This is a genomic window from Kitasatospora sp. NPDC032121 (assembly GCF_055580145.1).
Map to the genome: position 1 here is coordinate 177,824 of NZ_JBVILX010000012.1, position 26,810 is coordinate 204,633.

The 26,810-nt window shown below is 74.8% G+C and carries 24 protein-coding genes; 8 read left to right on the top strand and 16 right to left on the bottom strand.

Annotated features, from left to right (window positions below; genetic code table 11):
* Positions 1-12: 12 nt before the first annotated feature.
* Positions 13-2,100: an alpha-galactosidase gene (locus tag ACZ5OX_RS26680; RefSeq protein ID WP_465633588.1), complete on the top strand. Its 2,088-nt coding sequence runs from the start codon at positions 13-15 to the stop codon at positions 2,098-2,100.
* A 1-nt stretch (position 2,101) separates the two neighbouring features.
* On the opposite strand, the gene ACZ5OX_RS26685 is transcribed toward ACZ5OX_RS26680, so the two are convergent.
* Positions 2,102-2,533 carry a hypothetical protein gene (locus ACZ5OX_RS26685; protein WP_465633590.1) on the bottom strand — a complete coding sequence of 144 codons (432 nt, stop codon included), beginning with the start codon at positions 2,531-2,533 and terminating at the stop codon, positions 2,102-2,104.
* Positions 2,534-2,650: 117 nt separating this feature from the next.
* On the opposite strand from ACZ5OX_RS26685, the gene sigJ reads away from it, so the two are divergent.
* On the top strand, positions 2,651-3,589 hold the full coding sequence (sigJ, locus tag ACZ5OX_RS26690) for an RNA polymerase sigma factor SigJ (protein WP_465633592.1): 939 nt from the start codon (positions 2,651-2,653) through the stop codon (positions 3,587-3,589).
* A 9-nt stretch (positions 3,590-3,598) separates the two neighbouring features.
* Here the strand turns inward: sigJ and ACZ5OX_RS26695 are convergent, their stop codons facing one another.
* Both ACZ5OX_RS26695 and ACZ5OX_RS26700 read right to left on the bottom strand, forming a co-directional pair.
* Complete coding sequence (locus ACZ5OX_RS26695) at positions 3,599-4,816, bottom strand: saccharopine dehydrogenase family protein (RefSeq protein ID WP_465633593.1); 1,218 nt, start codon at positions 4,814-4,816, stop codon at positions 3,599-3,601.
* A gap of 6 nt (positions 4,817-4,822) precedes the next feature.
* Positions 4,823-5,881, bottom strand: coding sequence for an alpha/beta hydrolase family protein (locus ACZ5OX_RS26700; protein ID WP_465633594.1), 1,059 nt, complete (start codon positions 5,879-5,881; stop codon positions 4,823-4,825).
* Between the two features lie 81 nt (positions 5,882-5,962).
* Between ACZ5OX_RS26700 and ACZ5OX_RS26705 the strand changes: the two genes are divergently transcribed.
* The 3 genes from ACZ5OX_RS26705 (at position 5,963) to ACZ5OX_RS26715 (ending at position 8,042) form a co-directional block, all read left to right on the top strand.
* Positions 5,963-6,811 carry a PaaX family transcriptional regulator C-terminal domain-containing protein gene (locus ACZ5OX_RS26705; protein WP_465633595.1) on the top strand — a complete coding sequence of 283 codons (849 nt, stop codon included), beginning with the start codon at positions 5,963-5,965 and terminating at the stop codon, positions 6,809-6,811.
* 119 nt (positions 6,812-6,930) lie between these two features.
* On the top strand, positions 6,931-7,674 hold the full coding sequence (locus tag ACZ5OX_RS26710) for an SOS response-associated peptidase (protein WP_449806939.1): 744 nt from the start codon (positions 6,931-6,933) through the stop codon (positions 7,672-7,674).
* A 20-nt stretch (positions 7,675-7,694) separates the two neighbouring features.
* On the top strand, positions 7,695-8,042 hold the full coding sequence (locus tag ACZ5OX_RS26715; protein ID WP_465633597.1) for a nuclear transport factor 2 family protein: 348 nt from the start codon (positions 7,695-7,697) through the stop codon (positions 8,040-8,042).
* Positions 8,043-8,164: 122 nt separating this feature from the next.
* Here ACZ5OX_RS26715 and lanL read toward each other — a convergent pair whose 3' ends face one another.
* From lanL to ACZ5OX_RS26745, 6 genes are all read right to left on the bottom strand, one after another.
* Positions 8,165-10,744: a class IV lanthionine synthetase LanL gene (gene lanL, locus ACZ5OX_RS26720; RefSeq protein ID WP_465633598.1), complete on the bottom strand. Its 2,580-nt coding sequence runs from the start codon at positions 10,742-10,744 to the stop codon at positions 8,165-8,167.
* Between the two features lie 55 nt (positions 10,745-10,799).
* The gene (locus tag ACZ5OX_RS26725) at positions 10,800-10,967 is read right to left on the bottom strand and encodes an SflA family class IV lanthipeptide (protein ID WP_392877140.1); all 168 of its coding nucleotides are present in this window, start codon (positions 10,965-10,967) and stop codon (positions 10,800-10,802) included.
* 187 nt (positions 10,968-11,154) lie between these two features.
* Positions 11,155-12,066: a phytoene/squalene synthase family protein gene (locus tag ACZ5OX_RS26730; protein WP_465633600.1), complete on the bottom strand. Its 912-nt coding sequence runs from the start codon at positions 12,064-12,066 to the stop codon at positions 11,155-11,157.
* 90 nt (positions 12,067-12,156) lie between these two features.
* Positions 12,157-12,702: a hypothetical protein gene (locus ACZ5OX_RS26735; RefSeq protein ID WP_465633602.1), complete on the bottom strand. Its 546-nt coding sequence runs from the start codon at positions 12,700-12,702 to the stop codon at positions 12,157-12,159.
* A gap of 130 nt (positions 12,703-12,832) precedes the next feature.
* Positions 12,833-14,083, bottom strand: coding sequence for a styrene monooxygenase/indole monooxygenase family protein (locus ACZ5OX_RS26740; RefSeq protein WP_465633603.1), 1,251 nt, complete (start codon positions 14,081-14,083; stop codon positions 12,833-12,835).
* Between the two features lie 154 nt (positions 14,084-14,237).
* Complete coding sequence (locus ACZ5OX_RS26745) at positions 14,238-14,888, bottom strand: pyridoxamine 5'-phosphate oxidase family protein (RefSeq protein WP_465633604.1); 651 nt, start codon at positions 14,886-14,888, stop codon at positions 14,238-14,240.
* 435 nt (positions 14,889-15,323) lie between these two features.
* Here ACZ5OX_RS26745 and ACZ5OX_RS26750 point away from each other — a divergent pair, with 435 nt between their 5' ends.
* On the top strand, positions 15,324-16,094 hold the full coding sequence (locus tag ACZ5OX_RS26750) for a slipin family protein (RefSeq protein WP_465633684.1): 771 nt from the start codon (positions 15,324-15,326) through the stop codon (positions 16,092-16,094).
* A gap of 113 nt (positions 16,095-16,207) precedes the next feature.
* Positions 16,208-17,572, top strand: coding sequence for an FAD-dependent oxidoreductase (locus tag ACZ5OX_RS26755; protein ID WP_449806931.1), 1,365 nt, complete (start codon positions 16,208-16,210; stop codon positions 17,570-17,572).
* 90 nt (positions 17,573-17,662) lie between these two features.
* Here the strand turns inward: ACZ5OX_RS26755 and ACZ5OX_RS26760 are convergent, their stop codons facing one another.
* Complete coding sequence (locus tag ACZ5OX_RS26760; protein WP_465633606.1) at positions 17,663-18,280, bottom strand: TetR-like C-terminal domain-containing protein; 618 nt, start codon at positions 18,278-18,280, stop codon at positions 17,663-17,665.
* 342 nt (positions 18,281-18,622) lie between these two features.
* Here ACZ5OX_RS26760 and ACZ5OX_RS26765 point away from each other — a divergent pair, with 342 nt between their 5' ends.
* Positions 18,623-18,841 (top strand): hypothetical protein, encoded by a 219-nt coding sequence (locus ACZ5OX_RS26765; RefSeq protein ID WP_465633607.1) that lies wholly within the window; start codon positions 18,623-18,625, stop codon positions 18,839-18,841.
* Positions 18,842-18,956: 115 nt separating this feature from the next.
* Here the strand turns inward: ACZ5OX_RS26765 and ACZ5OX_RS26770 are convergent, their stop codons facing one another.
* The 6 genes from ACZ5OX_RS26770 to ACZ5OX_RS26795 all read right to left on the bottom strand — a co-directional run bounded on the left by ACZ5OX_RS26770 (position 18,957) and on the right by ACZ5OX_RS26795 (position 26,755).
* Positions 18,957-21,014, bottom strand: a complete 2,058-nt coding sequence (locus ACZ5OX_RS26770; RefSeq protein WP_465633609.1) for a GAF domain-containing sensor histidine kinase — start codon at positions 21,012-21,014, stop codon at positions 18,957-18,959.
* A 134-nt stretch (positions 21,015-21,148) separates the two neighbouring features.
* Positions 21,149-21,826, bottom strand: a complete 678-nt coding sequence (locus ACZ5OX_RS26775; RefSeq protein WP_392877156.1) for a response regulator — start codon at positions 21,824-21,826, stop codon at positions 21,149-21,151.
* Entirely contained in the window at positions 21,823-23,391 is a 1,569-nt protein-coding gene (locus tag ACZ5OX_RS26780) for a sensor histidine kinase (protein ID WP_465633611.1), read from the bottom strand. The genes ACZ5OX_RS26775 and ACZ5OX_RS26780 overlap by 4 nt, the downstream gene beginning before the upstream one ends.
* 94 nt (positions 23,392-23,485) lie before the next feature.
* On the bottom strand, positions 23,486-24,334 hold the full coding sequence (locus tag ACZ5OX_RS26785) for an ABC transporter permease (protein WP_465633612.1): 849 nt from the start codon (positions 24,332-24,334) through the stop codon (positions 23,486-23,488).
* On the bottom strand, positions 24,331-25,287 hold the full coding sequence (locus tag ACZ5OX_RS26790) for an ABC transporter ATP-binding protein (protein ID WP_465633613.1): 957 nt from the start codon (positions 25,285-25,287) through the stop codon (positions 24,331-24,333). The genes ACZ5OX_RS26785 and ACZ5OX_RS26790 overlap by 4 nt, the downstream gene beginning before the upstream one ends.
* A 157-nt stretch (positions 25,288-25,444) precedes the next feature.
* Complete coding sequence (locus ACZ5OX_RS26795) at positions 25,445-26,755, bottom strand: hypothetical protein (RefSeq protein ID WP_465633614.1); 1,311 nt, start codon at positions 26,753-26,755, stop codon at positions 25,445-25,447.
* Positions 26,756-26,810 lie beyond the last annotated feature (55 nt).

The window sequence follows — 26,810 nt, forward strand, 5'->3', positions numbered from 1 at the left end:
AGGAGTGCGCACATGAGCCGAACCCGCCGCCGCGTCGCGGCATCCCTGCTCTCCCTCGCCCTCGCCACCGCCGGCCTCGGAGCCGTCGGCCTCGGCGCGGCCGCCCCGGCCGTCGCTCTCGGAGCCGTCGACCTAGCCCAGGCCGCCGCGCTCGGCAACGGCAACGCCCTGACCCCACCGATGGGCTGGAACTCCTGGAACTCCCTCGGCACCGAGGTCACCCAGGACCAGGTCGTCCAGACCATCGACTTCATGACCTCCAACGGCCTGGTGGCGGCCGGCTACGACACCGTCACCATCGACGACGGCTGGTCGCTCTGGCACCGCGACGGCCAGAGCACCGACCTGGTCCGCAACGCCGACGGCGGCCTGCAGCTGTACGACGCCGCCGGGAAGCCGGTCAGCGGCACCGACGGGACCGGCAACGACCCCACCTCCGGCCACCTGATCCCGCGCTCCGACCACTTCCCCGACCGGACCGTCGGCGGGCGCACCGTCAACGGCATCGCCTACCTCGCCCAGTACGCGCACAGCAAGGGCATGAAGTTCGGCCTCTACGCCACCGACACCTACCTCACCTGCCAGATGCACCCCGGCAGCCTCGGCCACGAGTCCACCGACGCCGCCGACTTCGTCTCCTGGGGCGTCGACTTCGTCAAGTACGACGACTGCCCGTACGGCCCGCCGATCACCGGCCCGGACGGGCACAACTACGGGACCCAGGGCGAGGGCAAGGAGCTGACCCGCTCGATCTACGCCCGGGTGCAGACCTTCCAGCGCGCCCTGGACGCCGCCTCGGCCGCCCAGGGCAGGCCCAAGGTCACCCTCAGCGTCTCGGCCCAGCCCGTCCACACCGGTCTGCCGTACCTGCTCGCCGCGGACGATCCGGCCCGCACCGACCCGGTGGTCCAGGCCGCCGGGACGGCCCCCTTCCACGCCCCCGGCTACGCGCCCACCGGCATCTGGTGCGGCCAGGTCGCCAATCTGTGCCGGATCGGCGGCGACCGGGACAGCGAGCTCGACGGGGTGCTCTGGAACGGGCAGTTGAGCACCGCGCTGGAGTACCCGGGCAACGTCCGCCCGGGCAGCTGGAACGACCTCGACCTGATGTTCACCGGCTGGCACGACGTCTACGGCCTGTGGGGCACCACCGACACCTGCGTCTGCCACAAGCCGTTCACCGCCGACGAGTCGCGGACGGAGACCTCCATCCTCGCCATGCTCGCCGCACCCCTGATCTCCAGTGCCGACCTGCGCACCGCCGCGCAGTCCCAGCGCAGCGACCGCGGCTACACCTGGTCCACCGGGATCGACGCCGCGAGCCTGGCGATCCTGAAGAACCGCGAGGTGATCGCCGTCGACCAGGACGGCCTGGCCAAGCCCGCCACCCTGGTCGGCGCCCGGCCGGCCGACGGCCGCGCGCCGGTGGTCCTCAAGCGCCAGCTCGCCGACGGCGACACCGCCGTGCTGCTGGTCAACCAGGACCCGTCGGCCGGCCGCACCGTCGCCACCAGCCTCGCCGAGCTCGGCCTCGGCGGCTCCGGCTACCAGGCCAAGGAGCTGTGGACGGGCGCGGGTTCGACCGTCACCGGACCGATCAGCGCGGCGCTCCCGGCGCACGGGTCGGCCCTCTACCGGCTCACCCCGAAGACGCCGAGCGGGCCGTCGGGCGTCGTCGACGACGGGAAGTTCCACGCGCTGACCGGCAACGGCCTCGCGCTGTCGCTGCTCGGCTCCTGCACCGCGCCGATCGGATCGATCACCGACCTGGAGGCGCAGCGCACCGGTGACCCGGCGCAGCAGTGGACCTTCACCACCAACCCCGACGGCACCGTCCGGATCACCGACAACTGCGACACCGCCGCCCACCGGCACACCGTGCTCTCCGCCGGAGCGTCCGCCGGCGACAGCGCCTACCTGCTCGACCTGGCGCCCGGCAACCCCTGGCAGGAGTGGAAGCTGACCCAGGGCTCGGCCGCCGGCACCGTCACCGTCACCAACGTGGCCACCGGTCTCGTCCTGGACGCGGGCGCCGGCACCGCCGGGTCCTACGTCACCACCCGCCCGGCCACCGGCCAGAGCTGGGGCCTGGGGTCCTGATTCACTCCCGGGTGCCGGCCGTCCGCCGCACGGCGCGGGCGGCCGGCATCCGGACCAGCACCGCCACGCTCAGACCGAAGATCAGCACGCCCAGCGGGACGTGGACCGACGGCACGTGGGCGATGCCGAGGACGACCTGCGCCGAGGCCAGCACGAGGAAGCCGGTGGCGTACAGGATCGGGCGGGGCGAGCCGCCGCCCGGCCGCCAGGCCAGCACGGCGGCGAGCACGTACAGCATCGAGGCGCCGTACATCACCCGGGCGCCGACGCCGTGCACCGTCTCGCCGTAGGAGGTGGAGAGCAGCAGGCCGGCCGAGACCGCCTGGAGGAGGACGGTCGCGGTCTGGAGCGCGACGGAGACCCGCAGGAAGGTCCGGGTGCGCTGTTCGACCGTGGCGTCCGTCGTCGCTCCCGCCGTCGTCCCGATGGCCATGATGTGCTCCCCTCTTCTGCCTCGCGGCAGCTGATCGGTAGTGTCCGCTCATCCGACGACACAGGCCGGCGAAGTGTGAGGCCCGCGGACGAGAGGAAGCAGGGAGTGGCCCCGACCATGAACGTCCCATCCGAGCCGGGGCAGCGGCGGTCCGTACCGGAGCCGGGCGCGATCGTCGGCGAGCGGCGGCAGCTGATCAACCTCGCCTACCGGCTGCTGGGTTCGCTGGCCGAGGCCGAGGACGCGGTGCAGGAGACGTACGCCCGCTGGTACGCGCTGTCCCAGCGGCAGCAGGAGGCGATCGTCTCGCCGGGTGCCTGGCTGACCACGGTGGCCTCCCGGGTCTGTCTGGACCTGCTCGGGTCGGCGCGGGTGCGGCGGGAGCGCTACGTGGGCGAGTGGATACCCGAGCCGCTGCCCGACCGTACGGAATGGGCCGGCGGCGGCGGACCGGCCGATCCGGCGGACTGGGTCACCCTGGACGAGTCGGTGAGCATGGCGTTCCTGGTCGTGCTGGAGACGATGACCCCGGCCGAGCGGGTGGTGTTCGTCCTCCACGACGTCTTCCGCTACCCCTTCCCCGAGGTCGCCGGGATCGTCGGCCGGACCCCGGCGGCCTGCCGGCAGCTGGCCACCTCCGCCCGCCGGGTCAGGGCCGCGCAGGCCCCGACGGCGCCGACCGGCGCGCAGGCCGGTCTGGTGCGGCACTTCAAGCAGGCCTGGAAGGCCCGGGACATCGCGGCCCTGGTCGCCCTGCTGGCCCCGGACGCGACGATGACGGCCGACGGCGGCGGACTGGCCGGCGCCGCGCTCCGACCGGTGCGGGGCGGCGAGCGGATCGCCCAGTACCTGATCCACCTCGCCGACCGGGCCCCCGGGCTCACGCTCCTGGAACGGACCGTCAACGGCTGCGCCGGGCTGGTCGCCCGGCACGGCGGGCGCACCGCGACGGTGGCGGCGTTCGAGCTGGCGGACGGCCGGATCACCCGCATCTGGGCGGTCCGCAATCCGGAGAAGCTGCGCCCTTGGACGGAGAACGACCCGCGCGGCAACTGAACCTCCGGCCTACAGGTCCTCCACCACGGCCACTCCCGGGCACTCCCGCGCCAGATCGGCGAAGAACCGCTCCCCGTCGATCACCGCCTCCGGCGGGTGCACCCCGGCCGACCGCACCGTGCCGTCCAGCAGCTGAGCCAGCCCCAGCCCCGCCGGGACGCCGGTGGCTTCCGCCATGTCCGCCAGCAACCGCTCCGCGCCGGTCAGCCGGGCGAGCGCCGCGGCCGGGCGGCCGTCACGCGTTCCGGTGGCGGCGGCGAAGAACGCCGGGAGCGTGCCCGGGCCCCGCAACCGGGGGGCGCGGGCGGCCGCGCGCAGGGTGCGGCGCACGGAGGGGCGGTCGAGGTCGGCGGCGGCGGTCTCGTTGGTCAGACGTCCGGCGTCGAGGTCGGTGCGCAGCACATCCAGGTAGGCGGCGGTGCCGACGGTCACCACCATGAGGTTGGCCGCGTCGCCGCCGGGCCGCAGGCTGCGGTGCAGGGTGACCGGCTCGGGGTGGCCGACGGTGTAGGCGGTGCCGCGGTGGCCGCCGGGCAGGTCGAGGGTGACCGGGCGCAGCGGGGGCCGCCGGACCAGCCGGCCGCCCTCCACGGTCGCGACGGTGCCGCTGATCTGCTGCATCCAGTGCACGGCGGCGGCGGAGACCTCGCCGTTCGCGTCGCGCAGCGAGGTGTCGGCGGGCGGGCTGTCGGCCGGCGAGGTGGCGGGCAGGGAGGCGTCGGGCCGGTTCTCGACGTCCACCGGCCAGGCGGTGTACACGTCGGTGAGGGTGTCCAGGCGGGCGGCGGCCCGGGCGGCGAGCAGGTTGCTGACGCCGGGACTGGCGCCCATGCCGAGCACGGCGCGCACTCCGGCGGCGCGGGCCTGGCCGTCCAGTTCGAGCATCGCGACGGTGGGTTCCCAGTCGTCGCAGATGTCCAGGTAGTGGGTGCCGGTGCGGATCGCGGCGCGCAGCACGTCGAGGCCGTAGCGGTAGTACGGACCGACGGTGTTCAGCACGGTGTCGGCGTCCTCGAGGGCGGCGCGCAGCACCGGGCCGTCCGTGACGTCGACCCGGCTCGCGCGGACGGGCACCGGTGAGCCGGCGGCGAGCGCGCAGGCGGCGCGGCGGGCGGCGTCGAGGTCGCGGTCGGCGATCACCAGTTCATGGACGCCGGGCAGTGCGGCCGCGACCCGGGCGGCGACCCGGCCCATCGCGCCGGCTCCGCCGAGGGCGAGCAGTCTCATCGTGGGTCAGCCCTTCCGGTGGTCGAGCGAGGTCAGGAAGTTCCGCATGCCGTCGAGGTAGCCGGGGGCGAACAGCGAGCGCGGGGCGGCGATGGCGAGGAGGGTGCTGCGAAGTTCGGAGTCCTCGACGTCCTTGGGCACGATGTTGTGGGTGGCGTCCGGGAGGCGCAGGACCCGGAGCAGGCCCGGGGTGGTGACGAGGCGGCGGTAGCCGGCCTCGGTGTCGTCGCTGTCGACGTTGACGTCCCGGCCGCCGAGCACGAGCTGCACGGGCACCCGCAGGGCGGCGAGGTCCTCGGTGGCGTCGGCGAGGTGGTTGCGCTTGTTGAACGCCCAGCGCTCGGGGGTCAGCCCCTGGACGTCGCCGCCGGCGGCCCGGTACTCCTCGAAGGTCCCGGCGGCTCGCAGGGCGGCCAGGTTCCGGTCGCTGCGGGCGACGGCGGCGGCGGTCTCCTCGGGCGAGGCGTGCCGTTCCCGGAGCTCGGCGAGCAGGTTGTAGCGGCCCTGTTGGAGCCAGTTGACGGCGGGGCCGACGGCGATCACGAACTTCACGTCCGGGGACTGCCGGGCGGCCTTGGGCATCACCCAGCCGGCCTGGCTGGCGCCCCAGAGTCCGATCCGGTCCGGGTCGATGCCGGGCTGGGTCCTGGCCCAGCGGATCGCGGCGAGGGTCTCGTCGGCACGGTCCTGGAGGCTCTGGTCGAGCCAGTTGCCGGGGGCGTTGTGGACGCCGGGCTTGTCCCAGGACAGCGTCGCGTACCCGGCCTTGGCCATGGCCTCCCAGAGCGGCCGGTAGAAGGTGTCGTGGGTCGCGTCCACGGGTCCGTCGCCGTGGACGAAGACCACCAGTCCGTACGGTCCGTGGCCGCCGGTCGGGCGGGCCAGCACCCCCTGGAGCGGCTGCTTCCCGCCGGTGACGGTGACCCGTTCCTCGGTGAGGTCGTACTCGTTCTGGTACACCACCCAGCCGCCCGCGCCGGCCAGCAGCACGGCCACGGCCAGCAGGGATCCCCAGAGTCGACGGCGCTTCCCCGGCCGCTTCGTCGTCTTGGCTCTCGTCACCATCGTCGCCTCCATAGCGTTCATTTCTCAATCGATCGTTGTAAAAACGACCGTAGCAGATATGAACGCACTAGGATGATCGTCATGCAGGAGATCCCCACCCGGGTACTGGTGGACGCGATGGTCCGCGCCGACGGCACGGTCGACTGCGGCGACCTCTACGCCGTGGCCGGCCGGCTCGGCATGAGCGACCAGCAGGTGCGGCTGACCATCAAGCGCCTCACCGCCGACGGCCGCTTCGTCCAGGAGGGCCGCGGCCGCCGGGCGCTGCTGCGCGCCACCGCCGCGACCCGGCGGGAGATCGAACCGGACGTCGGGTACCTCGCCCTGATGTACGCCCAGGACCGCGGCGAGGCCCCCTGGGACGGCGTCTGGCACCTGGCCGGATTCGCCGTCCCCGAGCGCGAGCGCACCGCCCGCGACGCGCTGCGCGAGACCCTGCTGCGGCTCGGCGGCGCCCCCGTGCAGAACGGGCTCTACGTCTCGCCTCACCCCTGGGAGCCGGAGGTCCGGGAGACGGCCGGCGCCCTGGGCGTCCTCGGCAACCTCACCCTGCTCGGCACCCGCGACCTGCACACCGGCGACACCGCGGACCCCCGGGAACTCGCCCGTCACTGGTGGCCGCTGGAGGAGCTCGCCGAGGGCCACCGGCGCCTGGCCGCCTTCGCCACCGAACAGCTCGCCCGGCTCGCCGCGGGCGGCCTGTCGGAGACCGAACTGCTCACCGTGGCCGTCGAGTTGGCCGCCGCCTTCACCGAGGCCACCGAGCCCGACCCGCTACTGCCCCCGGAACTGCTGCCCCAGCCCTGGCCCGGCGCCGAGGCCCGCGCGCTGGTCGCCCGCTGCTGGGCCCTGCTGCTCGCCGACCCGCGGCCGGGGGCGCCCCGGCTGTTCGACGCCTACGCGGAGGTGGTCACGGCGGTCACCGGCTGACCGGTTTCCGCCCCGGACCCCACGGGCCCGAGGTGCCGCGGCACGCCTTCGGGCACACCCCGGCTGCCCGGAGGCCGAGTTGGACGCCTGCCGCCCGTGCGGTGTGGGAGGCTGGGGGCATGTGCGGTCGCTTCGTCTCCACCACCACGCCCCAGGACCTGGTCTCACTGCTCGGGGAGCTCCGGTGGGACCCGGCCGAGACCTTCGCCCCGAGCTGGAACGTCGCCCCGACCGACCCGGTGCCGGCCGTTCTGGAGCGCGTCGACCGGGAGACCGGCGAGATACTGCGCCAACTGCGCCCGCTGCGCTGGGGCCTGGTCCCGTCCTGGTCCAAGGACCCGTCCGGCGGCGCCCGCATGATCAACGCCCGCTCGGAGACCGTCGACACCAAGCCCGCCTTCCGCAAGGCGTTCACCGCCCGCCGCTGCGTGATCCCCGCCGACGGTTACTTCGAATGGCGCGAGGTCCCCGCCGGTGCCGGCACGAAGAAGTACAAGCAGCCGTACTACCTCAGCACCGGTGGCGTGATGCTGATGGCCGGCCTCTACGAGTTCTGGCGCGACCGCACCCGCCCCGAGGACGACCCGCTCGCCTGGCTGGCGACCGCCACCGTCATCACCACCGACGCCAGCGACTCCGCCGGCCGCGTCCACGACCGGATGCCCCTCACCATCGCCCCCGACGACCTCGCCACCTGGCTCTCCCCCGCCCACACCGACCGCACCGAACTCCACCACCTGCTGCGCCGCCCCGCCGACGGCGACCTGCGCGTGCGCGCCGTCCCCACCACCGTCAACAGCGTCCGCAACAACGGCCCCGAACTGCTGGCCACCGCCCCGGACCCGCTGGGCCTGGCGGACTGAGGCCGAACCCCGGAGACCACATGAACGGCACCCCCGCGAGCCTCGTCGAGGCGGCGTTCCGCCACTACCGGTCACAGGACCTGGAGGCGGCCCTGCCGCTGTACGCCGAGGACTTCACGTTCACCAGCCCCCAGGACGACCGTATCGGCAAGGAGGCGTTCTTCCGCCGGTGCTTCCCCACCGCCGACCGGTTCACGGAGCAGCGGATGCTTCGGGTGACGCCCGCCGGCGAGGAACTCGTCTTCGCCTACTACGAGTACGAGCTGGCCTCCGGCGACCGCTACCGCAACGTCGAGGCGATCACCGTCCGGGACGGGCTGATCCGGGAGGTCCAGGTCTTCTTCGGCGGCCGGCAGACGGGGCCGTGAACCCGGCCCGCTCGACCGGCCGGACGTCAGGGTACCGACGGCCTGTACCGCCCGACCCTGATGTGTGCGGGACCATCTGATCCACGGCCCCCGCCTGATCCACGGCCCCCGCCCGGGATCGCTCAGGGCAGCGGCAGCTGCCCCGGCACCGGGCCGCCGCGGCGGGTGAGGCGGCGCAGGAAGGTGGTGACGCCGGGGGTGCCGACGGCCCAGGCGCGGGCTTCCGTGTCGGGGCGGCGGCCGGGCAGCAGCGGCCGGGCGGGCGGGCCGCCGGCCCGGGTGAGGATCAGCGCCGCCACGTCCTCGGCGGCCGCCCAGTGCCGGGCCTCGCCGGTGGCCACCGCGAGGTCCACGCAGAGGTCCCCGACGCCCGCGAGTCCGCAGCAGCGGAAGACCTGGGCGGTCCTCGGGGCGAGCGTCCGGCAGACGTCGGCCGCCTCGGCGGCCAGGGCGATCAGCGCGTCGTCGCCGTACTGCCGGCCGGCCTGGACCAGCAGGGTGCCGAGCCCGGCGAGCCCCCGGCACCAGGAGAGGTAGCGGCGGGTGGCCCCGGGCGCGCGGGCGGCGGCCAGGATGCCGGGAAGGTCGGCGGCGAGTCCGTCCACGATCTCCCGGGCGGCGCGGCGGGACGCCTCGTCGGGCATCGCCAGCAGGAAGTGGGCGACGCCGGCGCGGCCGTGCGCGAAGCCCTCGGCGAGGGCCGCGGTGCCGGGGTTGGGCTCCTCCCCGAGGTCGTCCAGCGGCCGGTCGGCCAGTCGGGCGGCGCAGTCGGCGGCGGCCGCGCGGTGTGCCACGGCCGCCGGGCCGAGGGCGGCGAGCAGCAGGTGTCCGGTGCCGATCCCGGCGGTGCCGGCGATCTGGTCCACGCCCGTCCCCTCGTACCGGCGGTGGGCCGGGGGCTCGGTGCCGAGCGCGGCGGCCGCCTCGGCGAGGAACAGGTCGACGCCGGTGCGGCCCTGGTAGAGCGAGCCGTCCAGGTGGTCGAGGGCCGGGTGGGCGGCCGTCCAGCGGGCCAGTTCGGCGGCGGCGGCCAGGGCGTCCGGGCGGTCCGGGTGCCGGAGCAGTTCGAGGCCGAGGCCGGCCGCGCCGTCGTACAGCGAGAGCAGGGTGCGGGGCTGTTCCGTGCCGGGGCCGGCGGCGACCAGCTCGCGGGCCATCCGGACGCAGGTGGTGACGGTGTGGTCGAGCGCCTCGGCCGCCCGGCCGCCGGCCCGTCCGCTGTCTCGTCCGCTGCCTCGGCCGCCGGGGGCGCCGCGCCGGACCGGCGCGGGCCCTTCCCGCAGCCGCGCCGCCGCGGCGGTGCGGTGTGCCGGGTCGAAGCTGAGCAGGCCCGGGATCAGTTCCGCCGCCGGGTGCCCGGGTTCGGGGAGGGCGGCGCGCAGGCAGGCGAGGGTGCGGTCGCGGTTGGTCGCCGGGTCCGGGTCGATCACCACCGGGTCGAGGCCGGTGAGTGCGTGGTGCAGGGTGGCGCCCAGCGCGTAGTGGTCCTCGGTGGGGTCCTCGCCGGTGGCACCCGGCAGGCCGTAGCCGGCGGTGGCGCCCGGTGGGCGGTCGCCGGCCAGGGCGCTCACCCCGAAGTCGACCAGTGCGGGCCGGCCGGCCCGGTCGAGCACCACGTTCGCGGGCTTGAGGTCGCAGACCACCACGCCGCGCGCGTGCACCGCGTCCAGCACCCGCAGCAGTCCGCGCCCTAGCGTCCACCAGTCCCGCCCGCCGACGGCACCGCCGGCGGCACCGGCGTCGGCACCGTACGGGCCCGAGGTGAGCACCTCGCGGCGCAGGTCGATCCACCCGCAGGCGGCGCTGACCAGGTACTCGTCGGTGCCGTGCCGGAAGTAGTCGACCAGGGCAGGCACGCCGGGCACCCCGGTGAGCGCGTCGAGCACCCGCTGCTCGTGCCGCAGCCGGCCGCGGGCGTCGGTGCCGGAGCCGTCCTCGGCGACGAAGGCCCGGGCCTGTTTGACCACCACCTCGCGCCCGGTGGCGAGTTCGACCGCGCGGTAGACGTGGCCGCTCGCGGCGCGGGTGATGCCGGCGGTGATCCGGTAGCGGCCGGCGCCGACCCGGGTGGTCGCCGGCCGGGCGGGGGCGTCGGGCGCCTCGAAGGGGTCGTCCGCCCAGGGCGGCCGGCGGTAGCGGGCCTCGGCCAGGCCGGGGAAGAGCGTGCCGTCCGGGCCGGCCATGCCGGCCCGCGCCTCGTCGTCGGTGACGCGGAACGGCCCGTAGCGGTAGTGCACCGGGGCGTCCGGCCGGACGGGGCGGTCGCTGACCACGGCCGGCCCCTCCCGGCCGGCCAGCGCCCGCGCCAACTCCAGTCCCAGGGCGCGGACTTCCTCCGGCCGGGGGTAGACCGTGACGGCCTTGCCCACGGCGGCGGCGCCGTGCCGGCCGCTGTTGAGCTCCCACAGCGCCGCCGTGCTCACCGCGAACTTCACGTCGCAGACCCGGCCGAGCAGGATCGGGAGCGCCGTGTCCAGCAGGGCGGTGAAGCCCTCGGGGCGGGCGGACAGGTGCAGCTTCCAGCCGTGGGCGAGTTCCGGCATCCGAGGGTCCCGGAGGTACCACCAGTGGCCGTCGGTGTGCAGCGGGCGATGCGGCCCGGGCGCCTGGGCCACCAACTCCTCGGCCCTGCGCCGCAGTTCCTCGCCCGCTGGGTCCGACCGGCGGGCCTCGGCGGAGCCGGGGTCGGGCGGTGTGCTCATGGTTCCGTCCTTCCCCGGACCGTCGCGGTCCGCCGGTCGCTGTGATCCGGCTGGATCAGGAGTTGAACTCACAGGGGAAGCGGGTCGGGACGTAGGTCACCCACGGGTCGGCGAGGCAGGCGACCGGGGTGAGGTCGGCGTCGAACTCGTCCTCGAAGAGGATGGCGTCCTCGTCGATCTCCAGCGGGCCCGCGTCGCGGATGTCGGTCATCAGGGCACTCATGGGGTCCTCCCAATGATTGGGGTCGGTGGGTCCAGCGCGCTGAGCGGGGCTCATGCTAGCCAGGCGCCCGGACCCGGGACAGAGCGCTGACAGACCCGCCGGATCGACTACGACAAAGGGAGGTTCCGTTTGTGGACGCCGCCTCCGCCCGCCGTCACCGGCGCGACACGGACCCCGCCCGACGTGGTCAGCCCCGCGGGCGGCGGGCCCGGAGGAACTCGCGGGCCAGCAGGCGCAGCGCGGCGGGCTTGGCCGGGCTCGCCGAGCGGCGCAGCAGGGCGCCGAGGTCGGCGCGGGCGGCGGCGCTGGTGAGCTGCTCCACGCCGACGATGCAGCCGACCATCGGCCGGTGGGCGGGCGGCACCAGGTCGACGACGGCCCTGCCCTCGGCGAGGGTGCGGTCGGCCCGGTCGAGCAGGTCCGCGAGCAGGGCCCGGACGGCGGGCAGGTCGCGGGCCCGCTCCAGGTCGGCGCGGGTGACGCCGTGCTCCTCGAGGGTCCGCTCGGGGATGTTCAGCCGACCGTCCGCGAGGTCCTCGGCGAGGTCGTTGACGAAGTCGAGCCGCTGGCTGCCGTCGATGAAGGTGCGGCAGGCGGCGCGGTAGTCGCGCTGGTCGCCGTCCGGGCCGATCAGGCCGGCGACCACCATGAAGCCGGGCAGCGAGTACCCGTCGACGTAGGCCTGGTAGTCCTCCTCGGTGGCGAAGCCGGTGAAGTCCAGGTCGGCGCCGGTCGCGGCGAGGAAGTCCAGCACCCGGTCCCGCAGGACGGGGTGGGCGTCGACGCTGTGCAGCAGCGGGCGCAGCTCGGGGTCGTCGGTGCGGCCGGCGGCGAGGCTGTCGGTGACCTGCTGCTGCCAGTGGGCGGACGCCGCCCGGCGTTCGGCGAGCGGGCCGCTGTCGAGCAGGGTGTCGGTGCGGTGCATGAAGGCGGCGGCGGCGATCACGTGCGGGACCATCCGGGCGGGCAGCAGCAGCTCGGTGGCGAGCGCGGCCTCCCGCCGGTACCGGGCCATCTGCTGCCGCTGCCGGCCGTAGTCGGCCCGCAGCCCGGCCTCCCGTACCCCGGCCGCGTCCAGCGCCCGCTCCCACCTGCCCATTCGGTCCACCCCATCGTTTGTTCGACGGGAACCGAGCGTAGCCGGTGGCAGCGGGCGGACCTATTCGGCCTCCGGCTTCCTCCCCACCGGTCAGCGGGGGCGGATCGCGGAGAAGCCGCAGGCCGGGGTGCAGAGGGTGACGATGCCGCCGTAGCGATGGGTGGCGCGGCCCTGGTTGACGCTGTGCACGGTGTACTTCTCCCGCAGGTTGGGTTCACGGCAGCGCGGACAGAGGGCGCCGACCGGCTTGCCCCACGGGCGGTTCGGGTTGCGCTTGGCGATCGAGACCACCATCAGGACGGCCGCCAGGCCCGCGCCGCCGAAGCCGACCACCCGCCACACCCCGCTCGAGGACTCCCGGCGGTCGATCATCTCGTCGTAGGAGTAGGTGCCCCCGCCACCACGGCTGGACCAGATCCGGCACTCGCTGTGCCGGGTCATGGTCTTGCCGTCGCAGGTCGGCGGGGTGTTCGGGTCCGACTTGCCGACCACCAGGGCCAGGAAGAACCCGAGTGCGATCAGCAGGCCGAACACGACCACGGCGACGGTCCGGCTGCGGCCGGTGTGCAGCCGTTTGCGTTCGTTGTACGCCGTGTCGATCACAGCCTGGGCCATGGTGCCCCCGTCGACCGCCACTGCTCTTCCCCCTTGTCGTCCGCGTCACTCGTCCGGCCCGTGCTCCGGGCCGAACGTCCCCCTTCCGGGGGCGAGAAGAACCCACCATGAACGATGCGCTCTTGTACGGGACTTGGGAAGAGCTTGACCTTCAGTCGTGCGCCGAGCCGTCCACGGCGACCGACTCCAGGTAGACGGCCGCCTTCGCCGGGTCGAAGTACCACTCCTCCAGGTCCGCCGGGTCGCTGAAGGCGTTGGCGAACCGGTGGGCCACGGCGGGCCGCGAGACCCCGGCGCCGATGAGCCGCAGGACGTGCGGGGGCGGCGGGGCGAGCAGTTCGTTGCTCCAGACCGTGGAGGGGGCGGCGATCCGCCAGAACCCGTCGAAGGCCGCCTGCTGGAAGGCCCGGTCGAAGGGCCGGTCGCCGTGGGCGAGGATCGCCTCCAGGTAGCCGGCCGCGCACTTCGCGGCGTTGTTGGAGCCCTGACCGGCGATCGGGTCGTTGAGCACGACCACATCCGCGACCCCCAACACGGTTCCACCACCCGGCAGTTCACCGATCGGACGGCGCACGGCCGGGGTGAGGCGTCCGGCCAGCGTCCCTCCGGCGTCGGTGAGTTCGACGCCGGAGCGGGTGCGGTCGTACTCCCAGGGCGTGAACGTCTTCATCAACTCCAGTGTCACCCGCAGGTGTTCGGCCGGATCACGGATCCCGTCGAAGGCGTCCGCCGGACCCCCGGGCAGAGCCTCCCAGGTCAGGATGTCGCAGGGCCCGGCCTCGGTCAGCGACGGCACCACGAAGAGCTCGCCGACGCCCGGCACCAGGTTGCAGCGCACCGCCGGGTAGTCGTGCTCGGGGCGCGGCGCGAGCCCGTGCACGTAGACGGCCGACAGAGCCCGCTGCGGCCGCTCGTACGGGGAGCGTTCGTGGTCGCGCTCGAACAGCGAGGCGAGGGCGCCCTTTCCGGAGGCGACCAGCACCAGGTCGTACGAGCCGGCCAGGTTCTGCAGGTCGGCCGGGCTCACCTGGCGCAGCTCCACCCGGCCGCCGCGCTCGGCGAACAGCTCCAGCCAGGTGGACATCTTCAGCCGCTGGTCGACGGACTGCGCACTGCCGTCCAGCCGCCCGACCCAGTCGATCGTCCGCTGCGACTCCGGCCCGGCGACCGACACCCCGAGGCCCTCGATCTGCGGCGCCCGGTCGGCCCACAGGTCCAGGCCGAGGGCCCGCTCGGTGCGCAGCGCGGCGTCGAACATGCACTGGCTGGACATCACCCGCCCGCCGCGCACCTCCTCCGGGCCGCGGTCGGTCAGCACCGTCACGTCGTAGCCGTGCGCCTGCAGCCCCAGGGCCAGTTGGAGTCCGGCCTGCCCGGCGCCGACGATCAGAATTCCGCGCATCGCCCCTGCCTTCCTGGTGGAGTGGATACGTCCCGGACGGCGGCCCGCTCGACCCGGTTCGGCCCGCACGGCCCAGCCGCCTCCGGCCTGCTTACCAGTCGTCGCCGTGCCCGTCCACGAGCCGGGCGCCCGCGCCGCACGGCACCGCCGGCCCTCACCCGGAGACGAGTTTGCGGCCGGTGATCTCCTCCGGGCGGATCCGCACCCAGCGAGGCCGGTCCCCGCCCGCCCAGGGGGCCGCGCCGGGCAGGCCGGCCAGCCGCTCCAGCTCGGCGGGGTCCTCCACGTAGTGGGCCGGGCCGAGGGCGAGCACGCTCCAGCCGCGTCCGAGGTACTCGTCGATGTGGTCGACCTGGAACGAGACCGCGGCCCCCTCCTCCGGGGCGGCGGCGCCGTGCTCGCCGGTGCGATAGGCGAAGGAGCCCTGGTCCACCACGTAGTTGACCGGCAGCACCACCGGCCCCGGCTCGACCGGCAGGGCGATCCGGCCGATGCCGTGGCCGCCGACCAGCTTCCAGCACTCCGGCTCGGTGAGGTCGAGCAGCCGGGGCCGCGGACCGGGGCCGCCCCGGCCGGGCGGCGCCTCGGCGAGGCCGGACTGCAGTTCCTCGGGAGTGCTGTCGAGGGCGGCGGCGATCCGCACGAAGCCGCCCGGGTCGAAGCCGGGCCCGGCGTCCAGCAGGCACCGCAGATAGCGGGGCGCCATCGCGGCCCGGTTGGCCAGGGCCTCCTCGCTGAGGTCCAGCTGCTCGCGCCGTTCGGCGATCCGACGGGCCACGACGGCGGGGTCGGGGGTGTCGTTCACAGTGGTGACTCCTCGGCTTGCCGGGGGCCGTCCGGCCGCGCCCGGGCGTTGACCAGGCCGGACCCATCCAAGCGCCCGGCCTGCGGCAAGTCGAGCAAGGACCGGCCCCCGTGCGTGTCGGTACGACCGGCGGCCCCGGGACGCCGCGCCGACCCCGCCGGAAGGCCACGGCGGAAGGCCACGGCGGAACCTGCCCGCACACCGTCGTCACGCCGCCCCCGCGCCCCCGCCGTCCCGGCGGCGCTACCGGCCCGGAGCGCCGGCCGGCAGGGCTCACCCAACTCGCGGGAACGGTCGGGCCGTTGCCGCGTCGCAATGCCCGCGCACGCCCCTGTCCACCGCCGGCGCCCGAGCGCATACTGGCCTGCGCGGCTCGCAGCGGGCGACGGGGCCACTCCGGTCCCCGGCCCGGTTGCGCCGTGACAGGGGGTCGGAATCGTGGCAGCTGTCGTGATCGTCGCCGTGCTGCTCCTGCTCTGGCTGGTGACCGGCGTACGGGTGGTGCAGCAGTACGAGCGCGGTGTGGTGTTCCGGCTCGGCCGGGTCAACGGGCGGGTCCGCGAGCCGGGGGTGAGCCTGCTGCTGCCGGTCGTGGACCGGATGCGCAAGGTCAACGTCCAGGTCGTCACCATGCCGGTGCCCGCGCAGGAGGGCATCACCAAGGACAACGTCTCGGTGAGCGTCGACGCGGTGCTGTACTTCCGGGTGGTGGACCCGGTCAGGGCCACCGTGGACGTCCAGAACTACTCCTTCGCCATGCTCCAGGTCGCCCAGACCTCGCTGCGCTCCATCATCGGCAAGAGCGAGCTGGACGACCTGCTCTCCGGCCGGGAGAACCTCCACCAGGGCCTGGAGGTGATGCTGGAGAGCCCGGCCACCGGCTGGGGCGTGCAGATCGACCGGGTGGAGATCAAGGACGTCAGCCTGCCGGACTCGATGAAGCGCTCGATGGCCCGCCAGGCCGAGGCGGACCGCGAGCGGCGGGCCCGGATCATCACCGCCGACGGCGAGTTCCAGGCCGCAACCAAGCTCGCCGAGGCGGCGGGCAGGATGAGCGAGACCCCGGCGGCGATGCAGCTGCGGCTGCTGCAGACCGTGGTCGAGGTCGCGGCGGAGAAGAACTCGACGCTGGTGCTGCCGTTCCCGGTGGAACTGCTGCGCTTCTTCGAGGCCTCGGCGGCCCGGGCCGCCGATCCGCAGGCATAGGCCGGGCCTATGGCCCCATAGATCACCACCTCCTGCTTCCCAGGTCATCCGTAGGGTTTGCTACAAAGGTTCAGACCACCTTTGCGCCGCGCCCGACCGGAGGACCACTCGTCATGCCCCGCCCGATCCGAGTCGCGATCGTCGGAGCCGGCCCCGCCGGCATCTACGCCGCGGACGCCCTGCTGAAGTCCGACGCCGCCCAGGAGCCCGGTGTCTCGATCGACCTGTTCGAGCGGATGCCAGCGCCGTTCGGCCTGATCCGCTACGGGGTCGCGCCCGACCACCCGCGCATCAAGGGCATCGTCACGGCCCTGCACCAGGTGCTCGACAAGCCCCAGGTCCGGCTGTTCGGCAACGTCGACTACCCGAACGACCTCGGCCTGGACGACCTGCACCACTTCTACGACGCCGTGGTGTTCTCCACCGGCGCGATGGCCGACCGCGCCCTGGACATACCCGGCATCCACCTCGACGGCTCCTACGGCGCGGCCGACTTCGTCTCCTGGTACGACGGCCACCCCGACGTGCCCCGGACCTGGCCGCTGGAGGCCGAGAAGGTCGCCGTCCTGGGCGTCGGCAACGTCGCCCTGGACGTCGCCCGGATCCTCGCCAAGACCGCCGACGAGCTGCTGCCCACCGAGATCCCGCCGAACGTTCACGAGGGCCTGAAGCGCAACCGGGCCGTCGAGGTGCACGTCTTCGGCCGCCGCGGCCCGGCCCAGGCCAAGTTCAGCCCGATGGAGCTGCGCGAGCTGGACCACTCCCCCACCATCGAGGTGATCGTCGCCCCCGAGGACATCGAGTACGACGAGGGCTCGATCGCCGAGCGCCGCGCGGTCAAGCACGTCGACCTGGTCGCCTCGACGCTGGAGAACTGGGCGATCCGCGACGTCGGCGACCGCCCGCACCGGGTGTACCTGCACTTCTTCGAGTCCCCGGTGGAGGTGCTCGGCGAGGACGGCCGGGTCGTCGGCCTGCGCACCGAGCGCACCGAGCTGGACGGCACCGGCAACGTGCGCGGCACCGGCCGCTTCACCGACTGGGACGTGCAGTCGGTCTACCGCGCGGTCGGCTACTACTCCGACGAGCTGCCCAAGCTGCCCTTCGACCCGGTCTCGGGCACCGTCCCGCACCGGGCCGGGCGGGTCCTGGACGGCGACGGCTCGCACCGCACCGCCACGTACGTCACCGGCTGGATCAAGCGCGGCCCGGTCGGCCTGATCGGCCACACCAAGGGCGACGCCAACGAGACCGTCGCCTGCCTGCTGGACGACCACGCCGCGGACCGCCTGCCCGGCGCCGTCGAGCCGGACCCGGCGGCCGTCGAGGAGCACCTGCGCGCGCGGGGCGTCCGCTTCACCACCTGGGCGGGCTGGCAGCTGCTGGACGCCCACGAGCGCGCGCTCGGCGAGACCGAGCAGCGCGAGCGGGTCAAGGTCGTCGAGCGTGAGGACATGCTCCGCCACAGCGGGGCCTGAGCCGCGACCCGAGCGCGGAACACGGAAGCGCCGCCACCGAATCCCGCGGGAATTCCCTCCGGAACCCCGCGGGGTTCGCAACCGCACCTGTCAGGGGCGGACGATCGGCAGCAGCAACTCGTCCACGATCTCCGCCGGATCGAGCTGGACCGGGTCCCCGCCGCACATCTTGATCCGGTACAGCATCAGCGCCGGCACCAGGTCGGTGACCAGCGGGGTGACGGCCCCGGGGCGGACCTCGCCGCGCGCGGTGCCGCGGTCCAGCACCTCGGCGATCAGCGCCGTCGTCGGCTCCACCACCCGCTCCAGCACGATCTCCACGAAGGCGTGCGCCCGTTGGTGGTCGAGTTCGCTCATGATGGCCCGCACGGCGGCGCCCAGCTCGCTGACCATGGCGGCGCGCAGCCTGGTGACCACCTCCAGCAGGTCCCCGCGCAGGCTGCCGGTGTCGGGAGCCGGTCCGGACGCCGGCAGGCTGGCCCGCAGCGCGTCCATGACCAGTTCCTCCTTGGAGGACCAGCGGCGGTAGAGCGCGGCCTTGCCGGTCTGCGCGGCGGCGGCCACCCCCTCCATGGTCAGCCGGGCGTAGCCGTCGGTGGTGAGCTGGTGGAGGACCGCCTCGTAGATGGCGCTCTCCAGCGCCTCGCCCCGCCGCCGCAGCGGGGCGCCCGTCACCGGTCCGTGCCCGGCAGCCGTGTCAGCGGTCATGGTTGCGCACCTTCTTCAGTCGCCTTTCGTCGCTTCGTCGCTCCACGCGTCCGCCCGCGGACCTCCGGGAGGATCCCGGGCCGGGCGCGTCGCTGGTGAGGCATGTCGCCCCCCCGGGATTTCCCAGTGCCCGGACATCACCGGGGGCTACTGTCGATGTTAGTGAACGAACCCGTTCCCGCCGCATTCCGGTCGTCAGCCGGAGACGCGCTCCGCGGGGGACCTTCCCGCGCGACGGGACCGGGACGGGACCGTGGCCTCATGCGGCTGGGGCGGCGGCAGGGGTCGCATGGAGGAGCAGGTCGAATCGGACCCGCCTGCGAGAACCCCGTGGAGGATCCCATGACCGACAGAACGGCCGGCACGGCGCTCGTGGCCGCCGCCGTCGCCGCGGTCTCCGCCGTGGTGAGCGTCGTCGCCGCCATCCGGGCGTGCAGGTGCCCGATTCCGGGCGGCGAGAGCGCCCCCGGAGCCGAACGGCGCCGTCACCCCGGCCCCGGCAGCGCCACCGGCCCTTCCCACCCCACCCCCCGACGCTGCACGCCCCCGAACTGCCACTGACCCCGACTCACCCCGCCTCCCTCCCGGAACACCGTCTCGCTCCCGGCCGCCGGCGTCGGCGCCGGGGCCCTTCGGTGCGCGGGAGGGCCTGCCCCGCGCGCGGACGGCCCCGTCCTCATCCGCTCGCGGGCCGGCGCGGGAGCACCGCGTGCACCCGGGTGCCGTGCCGCAGGGCGTCCACGGTGCAGCTGCCGCCGATCTCCGCAGCCCGCTCGGACATCGACCGGAGCCCGACCCCCGGGTGCTCCGGGAGACCGTGGCCCGGTCCCTGCCCGTCGTCCTCGATGTCGAGTTCCAGCCGCCCGGCGTCCACCCGGACGGACACCGTGGCGCTGGTCGCCCGGGCATGGCGCAGCACGTTGTTGAGCGCCTCCGCGGTGATCCGGTAGACCGCGACCTCGACGGCGGCGGGCAGCGCGGGCAGCGGGGCGGGCTCCAGTCGGGTGGCGACGGCGAGGTCCGGGCCGCTGAAGGTCTCGGCGAGCCGGCTCAGTGCCAGGGAGAGGCCGTAGTCGCCCAGCGCGGTGGGGCCGAGGCGGTCCGTGATCCGCCGGACCTCCCGGACCGCCGAGGCGAGGTCGTCCGCGACGCGGTCCAGCACGGAGGAGAAGAGCGCCGGGTCGTCGACCGCGGCGGCCGCCTGGAGACGGAGCCGCAACCCGGCCAGCATCGGGCCGAGGCCGTCGTGGATGTCCCGGCGCAGCTGGCGGCGCTCCTCCTCGCGGGCCGCGACGATCCGCTCGCGGCTGGCCCGCAGGTCCGCCATCAGCTGGAGCGAGGCGACGGCGGGCGCGGCCTGGTCGGCGAGCGAGCGCAGGATGTCGCGGTCGCTGCCGTCGAGGACCCGCTGGCCCTCGCGCGGGGCGACGGTGAGCCGTCCGATGCGGTCCCCGCGGTGCACCAGCGGGAAGCCCTCGCCGCTGCCCGAGAGTTCCCCGACGGCGGCCAGCGACCGTTCGCCGCTCCGCGTGGAAACGGTCAACTCCACGCCGGGCAGCCGCAGTTCCTCGCTGACCGTGCAGCACAGAACGGCCGGCACCTCCTGCGGGTCGACGGTCTGGCTGACCCTCCCGGCGAGGCTGCGCAGCACCTGGTACGGCTGCGCGCGCGAGCCGTAGTACCAGCGGTCGACGACGCCGGAGGCCCAGCGCACGCCCCGGGGCAGGCCGACCGCGAGCAGGAAGACCGCGGCGACCACCACCAGCGCCCCGGGGCCGCGGCCGGGCATCAGCATGGTGGAGAGCAGACAGGCCACCACCACGAAGACCACGGCCAGCCCGGCGGCCACCACCAGGCCGACCAGCACCCGCCGGGCGGCCCGGTCCAGGTGCCAGGAGCCGTCCCTGACCACGACGGCGGCCAGGGTGAGGGTCCACAGCGCCGAGGTGACGGCGAACGCGACGTACGAGAGCGTGCCCTGGTCGAAGTAGTAGGCGAGTTCGGCTCCGCCCCACAGCAGGTACGTCCCGAGGGCGATCAGGACGTTCTGCCGGCGGCGCCGGGACACGCCGCGGATGCGGGCGAGCGGGACGAGCACCACCAGGACGGTCAGCGCGGCGTACACGGCGACCTGGGTGTCGATCATCCGGTCGTTGAAGGCCTGCACCCAGTTCGCCAGATCGCTGCCCGCGAACGGGTTGGGTTGGCCGAACACGGTGGGCTCGGCGACGTAGTAGCCGGCCGGGGGCAGCCGCCACAGCGCGAGGGCGCCGATCGCCCACCACCACCGGCTGCTCGGGAGGGTCCCGTACGGCAGCCACAGCGGCAGCGCGTGCCACAGGGTGCCGTTGACGGTGTCGCACAGCGAGGACAGGACCACCACCGCCCCGACCACGTGCGGGTCGCCCCCCTCGACCCAGATCGGGGCCTCGGCGGCGACCGGAATGATCGACGCCATTCCGTACACCAGCAGGACCCAGCCGAGTTGGTTCCCCGGCCGGTGGGCGTGCAGCAGCACCCCGCCGGCCACGGCGGCGAGGCCGTAGCCGAGGACCGCCAGATCGTGGGCGGGCACCGAGACCCCGGGGGTGCCGAGGTGGCTCACCACGTACCCGGCCCACAGGCCGCCCGCCACCAGGCAGACGAGCGCGCACAGCCCGGCCGCGGCGAGCTGTCGCTCGGCCGAGCCGGACCGTGGCCGCCATCGGGCTCTTCGCGTGCTCTCCGCAGCCATGTCCGCCCTTTCCCTCGCCGGGCACCTCCGGACCCCTGAAGTCTGCGCCACCTGCTGTCCCGGGCGCATGAGGCAGCGGCCCCGCCGGACTTCACGGCGGGCCCGGAGGGGAAGGGGCGGGCCCGCCGGGGTGGTCAGACCGGCGGGTTGGGGCGGGTCAGCCCGCGGTCGTAGGCGAAGATCACGGCCTGGACGCGGTCCCGCGCGCCGATCTTCGACAGCACCCGGCTGACGTGCGTCTTGACCGTCGACTCCGCCAGGACCAGGCGCTGGGCGATCTCGCTGTTGGACCAGCCGTGGGCGATGGCGACCAGGATCTCCCGTTCGCGGTCGGTCAGGGCGTCCAGCCGCGGATCCGCGGCCGGTGCGGCGCCGGGCGGGCGGACCGGCAGGCGGTGGGCGTAGGCGTCGAGCAGGCGCCGGGTGACGGCCGGGGCGACCACGGCGTCGCCCTCGGAGACCGCGCGGATGCCGGACAGCAGCTCCTCCGGCCGGGCGTCCTTGAGCAGGAAGCCACTGGCACCGGCGCGCAGCGCGGCGTGCGCGTACTCGTCGAGGTCGAAGGTGGTCAGCACCAGGATGCGGGAGCGCCCTCCGGTGGCGACGATGCGGCGGGTGGCCTCGATGCCGTCCATGCCGGGCATCCGGATGTCCATCAGGACGACGTCGGGGCGCAGGTCGGCGGCCAGCCGGACGGCCTCGCCGCCGTGGGCCGCCTCGCCGACCACCTCGGTGTCGGGCTGGCTCTCCAGCAGCATGCGGAAGCCGTAGCGCTGCAAGGGCTGGTCGTCCACGATGAGGACGGTGGTCACGTCGGGCCGCCTGTCGGGTCGTAGGTGGGCTGAGGGCCGGCGGTGAGGTCCGGGCCGGCGCTGAGGCTCGGGCCGGCGCTGGTGTTCGGGCCGGCGCTGGGGTTCGGCATGGGGGCGGCGTCCGGGGCGGCGGCGGTGGCGTCCGGGGCGGCGGTGGTGGCGTCCGGGGCGGCGGCGGTGGCGTCCGGGGCGGCGGTGGTGGCGTCCGGCCCGGGGGTGAGGTCCAGGACCGCCTCTACGGCCCATCCCGCGCCGGAGGTGGGGCCGGCCGTGACGGTGCCGCCGTACAGGGCCGCGCGTTCGCGCATCCCGGCCAGGCCGTGGCCGTACCCGTGGGTGCGCCCGTGCCAGCGGGAGCCGCCGGGCGGGCCGGTGTCCTCGACGCGGACCCGCAGGCGCTCGGCGTCGACGGTGAGGGTCACATGGGCGCGGGTCTCGGCCCCCGCGTGCTTGAGGGTGTTGGTGAGCGCCTCCTGCACGATGCGGTACGCCATCAGCTGGACGCCGCGGTCCAGCCTGCCCAGGGCGCCGGCGGCCGTGTAGACCACCTGCGGTCCGGCGGCGCGGATGCGGGCGCAGAGCCCGTCGAGGTCGGCGATGCCGGGCTGCGGGGTGTACTCGGCGGTCTGGTCTCCCTGGTCGCGCAGCACGCCGAGCATCCGCCGCAGTTCGCCGAGCGCCTGCCGGCTGGTGTCCCCGATCAGCAGCAGGGCCTCCCGGCCGCGTTCGGGGGTGGCCTGCGCCGCGTACGCGCCGCCGTCGGCCAGGGTGACGATGACGGACAGGTTGTGGCCGATGATGTCGTGCATCTCCCGGGCCATCCGGGCGCGTTCGGTGGCGGCGGCCAGCCGGCTGCGCTGGTCGCGCTCTATCTCCAGCCGGGCGGCCCGCTCCCGCAGCCCGGCGAGCTGGGCGCGCCGGACCCGCACCGCGATGCCCAGGGCCACGGCCGCCGTGGCGGCGCTGAACAGGAAGAACAGGGCGTCGCCGACCGGCAGCCCGCCGCCGGAGACGGCCACCGCGACCAGCGAGACGGCCACCGCCATGGCAGCGCAGGACCACGCCAGGTGCCGCAGCCGGCCGTGCAGCGCCAGGCTGTAGAGGGCGACCAGCAGGGCCGCGTCGGCGCGCAGCCCGACGTCCAGCGACCACTGCAGGACGAAGACGGCCATGATCGCGGCGAAGGCCGCCGTGGGCCGGCGCCGGCGCCACAGCAGCGGCAGCACCAGACCGGCCTGGAGGGCGAGGGTCTGCGGCAGCGGCAGCCGGGCGAGCACGATCCGGTGCTCACGCGGGCCGCCCTCGACGTGGCCGGGGAAGAGGTCGGGCAGGCAGAACAGCAGGAAGACGGCGGCCACCACCGCGGCGTCGAGTGCCCACGGGTGGTCGCGGTCCGCCTGCCGCAGCCGCTGGCCGATCCGGGCCAGGCGGGCGTACAGCGGGTACCCGGACAGGGGGTCGACGGCAGGGGTGTCGGCGGTCCGCGGATCGGCGGACGAGGTGCCCGCGGCCGGGGTGCCCGCTGCCGCGAACGGGCTCGTCGTGGTGGTGGCGGGGTCGCTCACCGGTGGCACCTCCCTGGTCGGCCGGGCTGTCGTGGTCGTGTCCGCGGCGCCGGTGGCTCCCGGCGCCGCGGTGGCTGGACTCCCTCCGAGTCTCTCAGGCGTCGGTGCGTACCAGCCGCACGGCCGCCGCCCCGAGGGCGAGGACCGTCCAGCCGAGGAAGACGGCCAGCCCCGCCGTCGGCGAGAGCGTGGTCGAGTCGTGGTGCAGGGCGAACATCGCCTCGCCCGCGTGGCTGGGCAGGTAGGGGCTGAGGTGGCTCTGCCAGGAACTGGGCAGCAGCGAGGTGAGCCCGGGGATCAGCATCAGCGTGGCCACCAGCACCGCGATGCCGCCGGCCACCGAGCGCAGCAGGGCGCCGAGCGCGACGCCGATCACGCCGACCAGAGCGAGGTAGAGCCCGGCCCCCAGCAGGCCGCGGACCACCCCGGCGTCGGAGAAGGTCATCGCCACGCGGGTGCCGGAGAGCACCCCGCTGTCGGCGCCGAACACCGCGAACACCCCGACGGTGCCGAGCACCAGCGCGATCAGCCCGTACACGGCGGCCTTGGACCAGAGCACCGGGAGGCGGCGCGGCACGGCGGCCAGCGTCGAGCGGATCATGCCGGTGGAGTACTCCCCGGCGGCGACCAGCACACCGAGGACGCCGAGTGCCAGCTGGGCGAAGTTGGTGCCGAACAGGGACAGGCTCAGCGCGCTCGCGCCCGCGAAGTCCCGGTCCATCGGGCGGCCGGAGGTCATCCGCGACTTGAACTGGTAGGCGGCGATCAGGCCGAAGGCGACCAGGAAGAGCAGTGCCAGCCCGAGGGTGATCCAGGTGGAGCGCAGCGACCACAGCTTCGCCCACTCGGAACGCAGCACCCGCAGGGGCGTCACCCGGTACGCGGGACGGGCGGGCCGCACGCCGCCGGGGGCGGGGACCGGGCTAGGTGCGATGGTGCTCATGCCGCACTCCTCGAAGTCTCGGCGGCGGCGGTGCCGTCGGCGGTGGTGACCGTGCCGTGGTACTCGACGGCGTCGCGGGTCAGGTCCATGAACGCCTCCTCCAGGGAGACCGTCCGGGGGGTGAGTTCGAACAGGGCGATGCCCTGCTCGGCGGCGGCCAGGCCGATCTCGCGGGCCGTACGGCCGGTGACCAGCAGTTCCTCCGAGCCCGCCCGGCCGGTGACCTCCACGCCGGCGCCGGCCAGTGCGGCGCGCAGCCGGGCCGGGTCGGCGCTGACGACCTTGACCACATCGCCGCCGGCCTGGCGGACCAGGTCCTGCACCGTCGTGTCGGCCAGCAGCCGGCCCCGGCCGACGACGATCAGGTGGTCCGCGACCAGGGCCATCTCGCTCATCAGGTGCGAGGACACGAAGACGGTGCGGCCCTCGGCGGCGAGCGAGGTGAGCAGGTTGCGGATCCACAGCACGCCCTCGGGGTCGAGGCCGTTGACCGGTTCGTCCAGCATCACCGTGGCCGGATCCCCCAGCAGGGCCGAGGCGATCCCGAGCCGCTGGCCCATGCCGAGCGAGAACGCCCCGGCGCGCTTGCGGGCCACCGAGGAGAGGCCCGTCAGCTCGATGACCTCCTCGACCCGGCGGCGCGGGATGCCGTGGGTGTGGGCCTGGGCCATCAGGTGGTTGAAGGCGGAGCGGCCCGGGTGGATCGACTTGGCCTCCAGCAGCGCCCCGACCTCCTGGAGCGGTGCCGCGTGCTCGGCGTAATGGCGGCCGTTCACCCGCACCGAACCGCTGGTGGGCGCGTCCAGCCCGACGATCATCCGCATCGTGGTGGACTTGCCCGCGCCGTTCGGCCCGAGGAAGCCCGTCACCGTCCCCGGCCGGACCGTGAAGTCCAGCTGGTCCACGGCCGTCTTCTCCCCGTACCGCTTCGTCAGCCGGTGCGCCTCGATCATCGCTCACCCCTGTGCTCCGGGGCCTGCCCTTCCGGCTGCCCTCGCGCACCACGCTACGTGCGGAGTCGGCTCCGATCCGTGGTACCGGGGTCCGATCATCGGCGCGCCCGTAGTACCGCGGTACCACCCCGGCACCCCACCACGGCGAGTGGTGGCGTCAGGGCTGCTCCGCCAGCACCGCCCTGACCTCGGCCAGCAGCGTCCGGTGGTCCTCGCCGTACGTGACGACCGCCGCGAACACCGCGTCGATCGCGGCCCGCAGCGGGTCCGGCTCGGCCGCGCCGAGGACGGCGGGCAGCGCCATGTGCGGCTGCGACACCGGCAGGTCGGGATCGAGCGGGCCGCGGACGAGGCGGGCGGTGCCGGTGACGACCGGCTCCGCCCCCACGACGGGCGGTCCCTGGGGCTCCGGCCGGTCCGTCACCGTCACGGTGGAGAACACCGGCTGGGAACCGGACAGCGACGCGAACACCGGCGACGGGGCGTCGGGGTCCACGTGCGGCGGATGGAAGGGCTCGCGCTCGGGCGGGACGGCCCGGCGGACCGTCCGGGCCGGGACGCGCGGGTCGGCGGCCAGGGCCAGCCAGAGCGCGGCCGGGTCGTCGAAGGGCGGCGGCAGCGGTCGGTCCTCGTCCAGGGCCGTCAGTGCGGCGGCGACCCAGTCGAGCCCGGCGAGGCCGGCCGCCGCGCAGGCCCGGCGGGCGGCGAACCGCGCCACCGTGCGCTGGGCCCGGGGGCCGGCGTCGTCCAGGGCGTGCAGCAGGGGCGCGTCGAAGTCCAGCAGGCCCCGGACGTTGCCGACCACGCCGCGCAGGGCCTCGCTCGGCCGGCGGCCGCCCCACTCCCACAGCTCGGCGGCGGCCGCGTTCTCCCGTGCCACGCGCTCCCGCGCGAGACGGGCCCGCAGTTCCTCCGCGGCGCGCTCCTCCGGCGTGGGGGGCGGCGGCAGCTTCCGGGCGTAGTCGTGCCAGTACGCCGCCTTCCGCGAGGTCTGCCGCAGGACGCGGTCCGGCTCGGGCGGGGCCGGCCAGAACTGGAGCAGGTAGCGCTCCGCCCCCGGTTCGTCGGACGTCCGGGTGTCCAGCCGGTGCCCCTCGTCGAGGCCCGAGGCGCAGTAGCGCACCCGGTGGTCGCACCGCGCCAGTCCGAGCTCCCGGGCTTCGCCGCCGCCCCACTCCACCAGCAGGCTGGACTCCGTGGCCGGACGGAAGGAGACCTCGACCACGTCCTCCCAGTCCTCGTCCAGCGGCGGGGCCTGCTCGTGCACCTCGACCGTGAAGCCGACGGCACCGGTGTGCAGCCCGGTGGTCAGCCGGAGCGCCCCCGGGACGGCCGCGCCGCAGAGCCCCGCGCGCTGGCCGGCGAACGCCCTCGCCAGGTCGGGCCCCGGGTCGTCGGGATCGCTCTCCACGTAGATCTGTCCGTAGTGGACCCGGACCTCGCCGTCCACCGGCCTGCGCACCTTCACCACACCCTCCCGAAAGCAGTACGGCCCGAGCGTAGGCGGCAGCACCGACACCGCT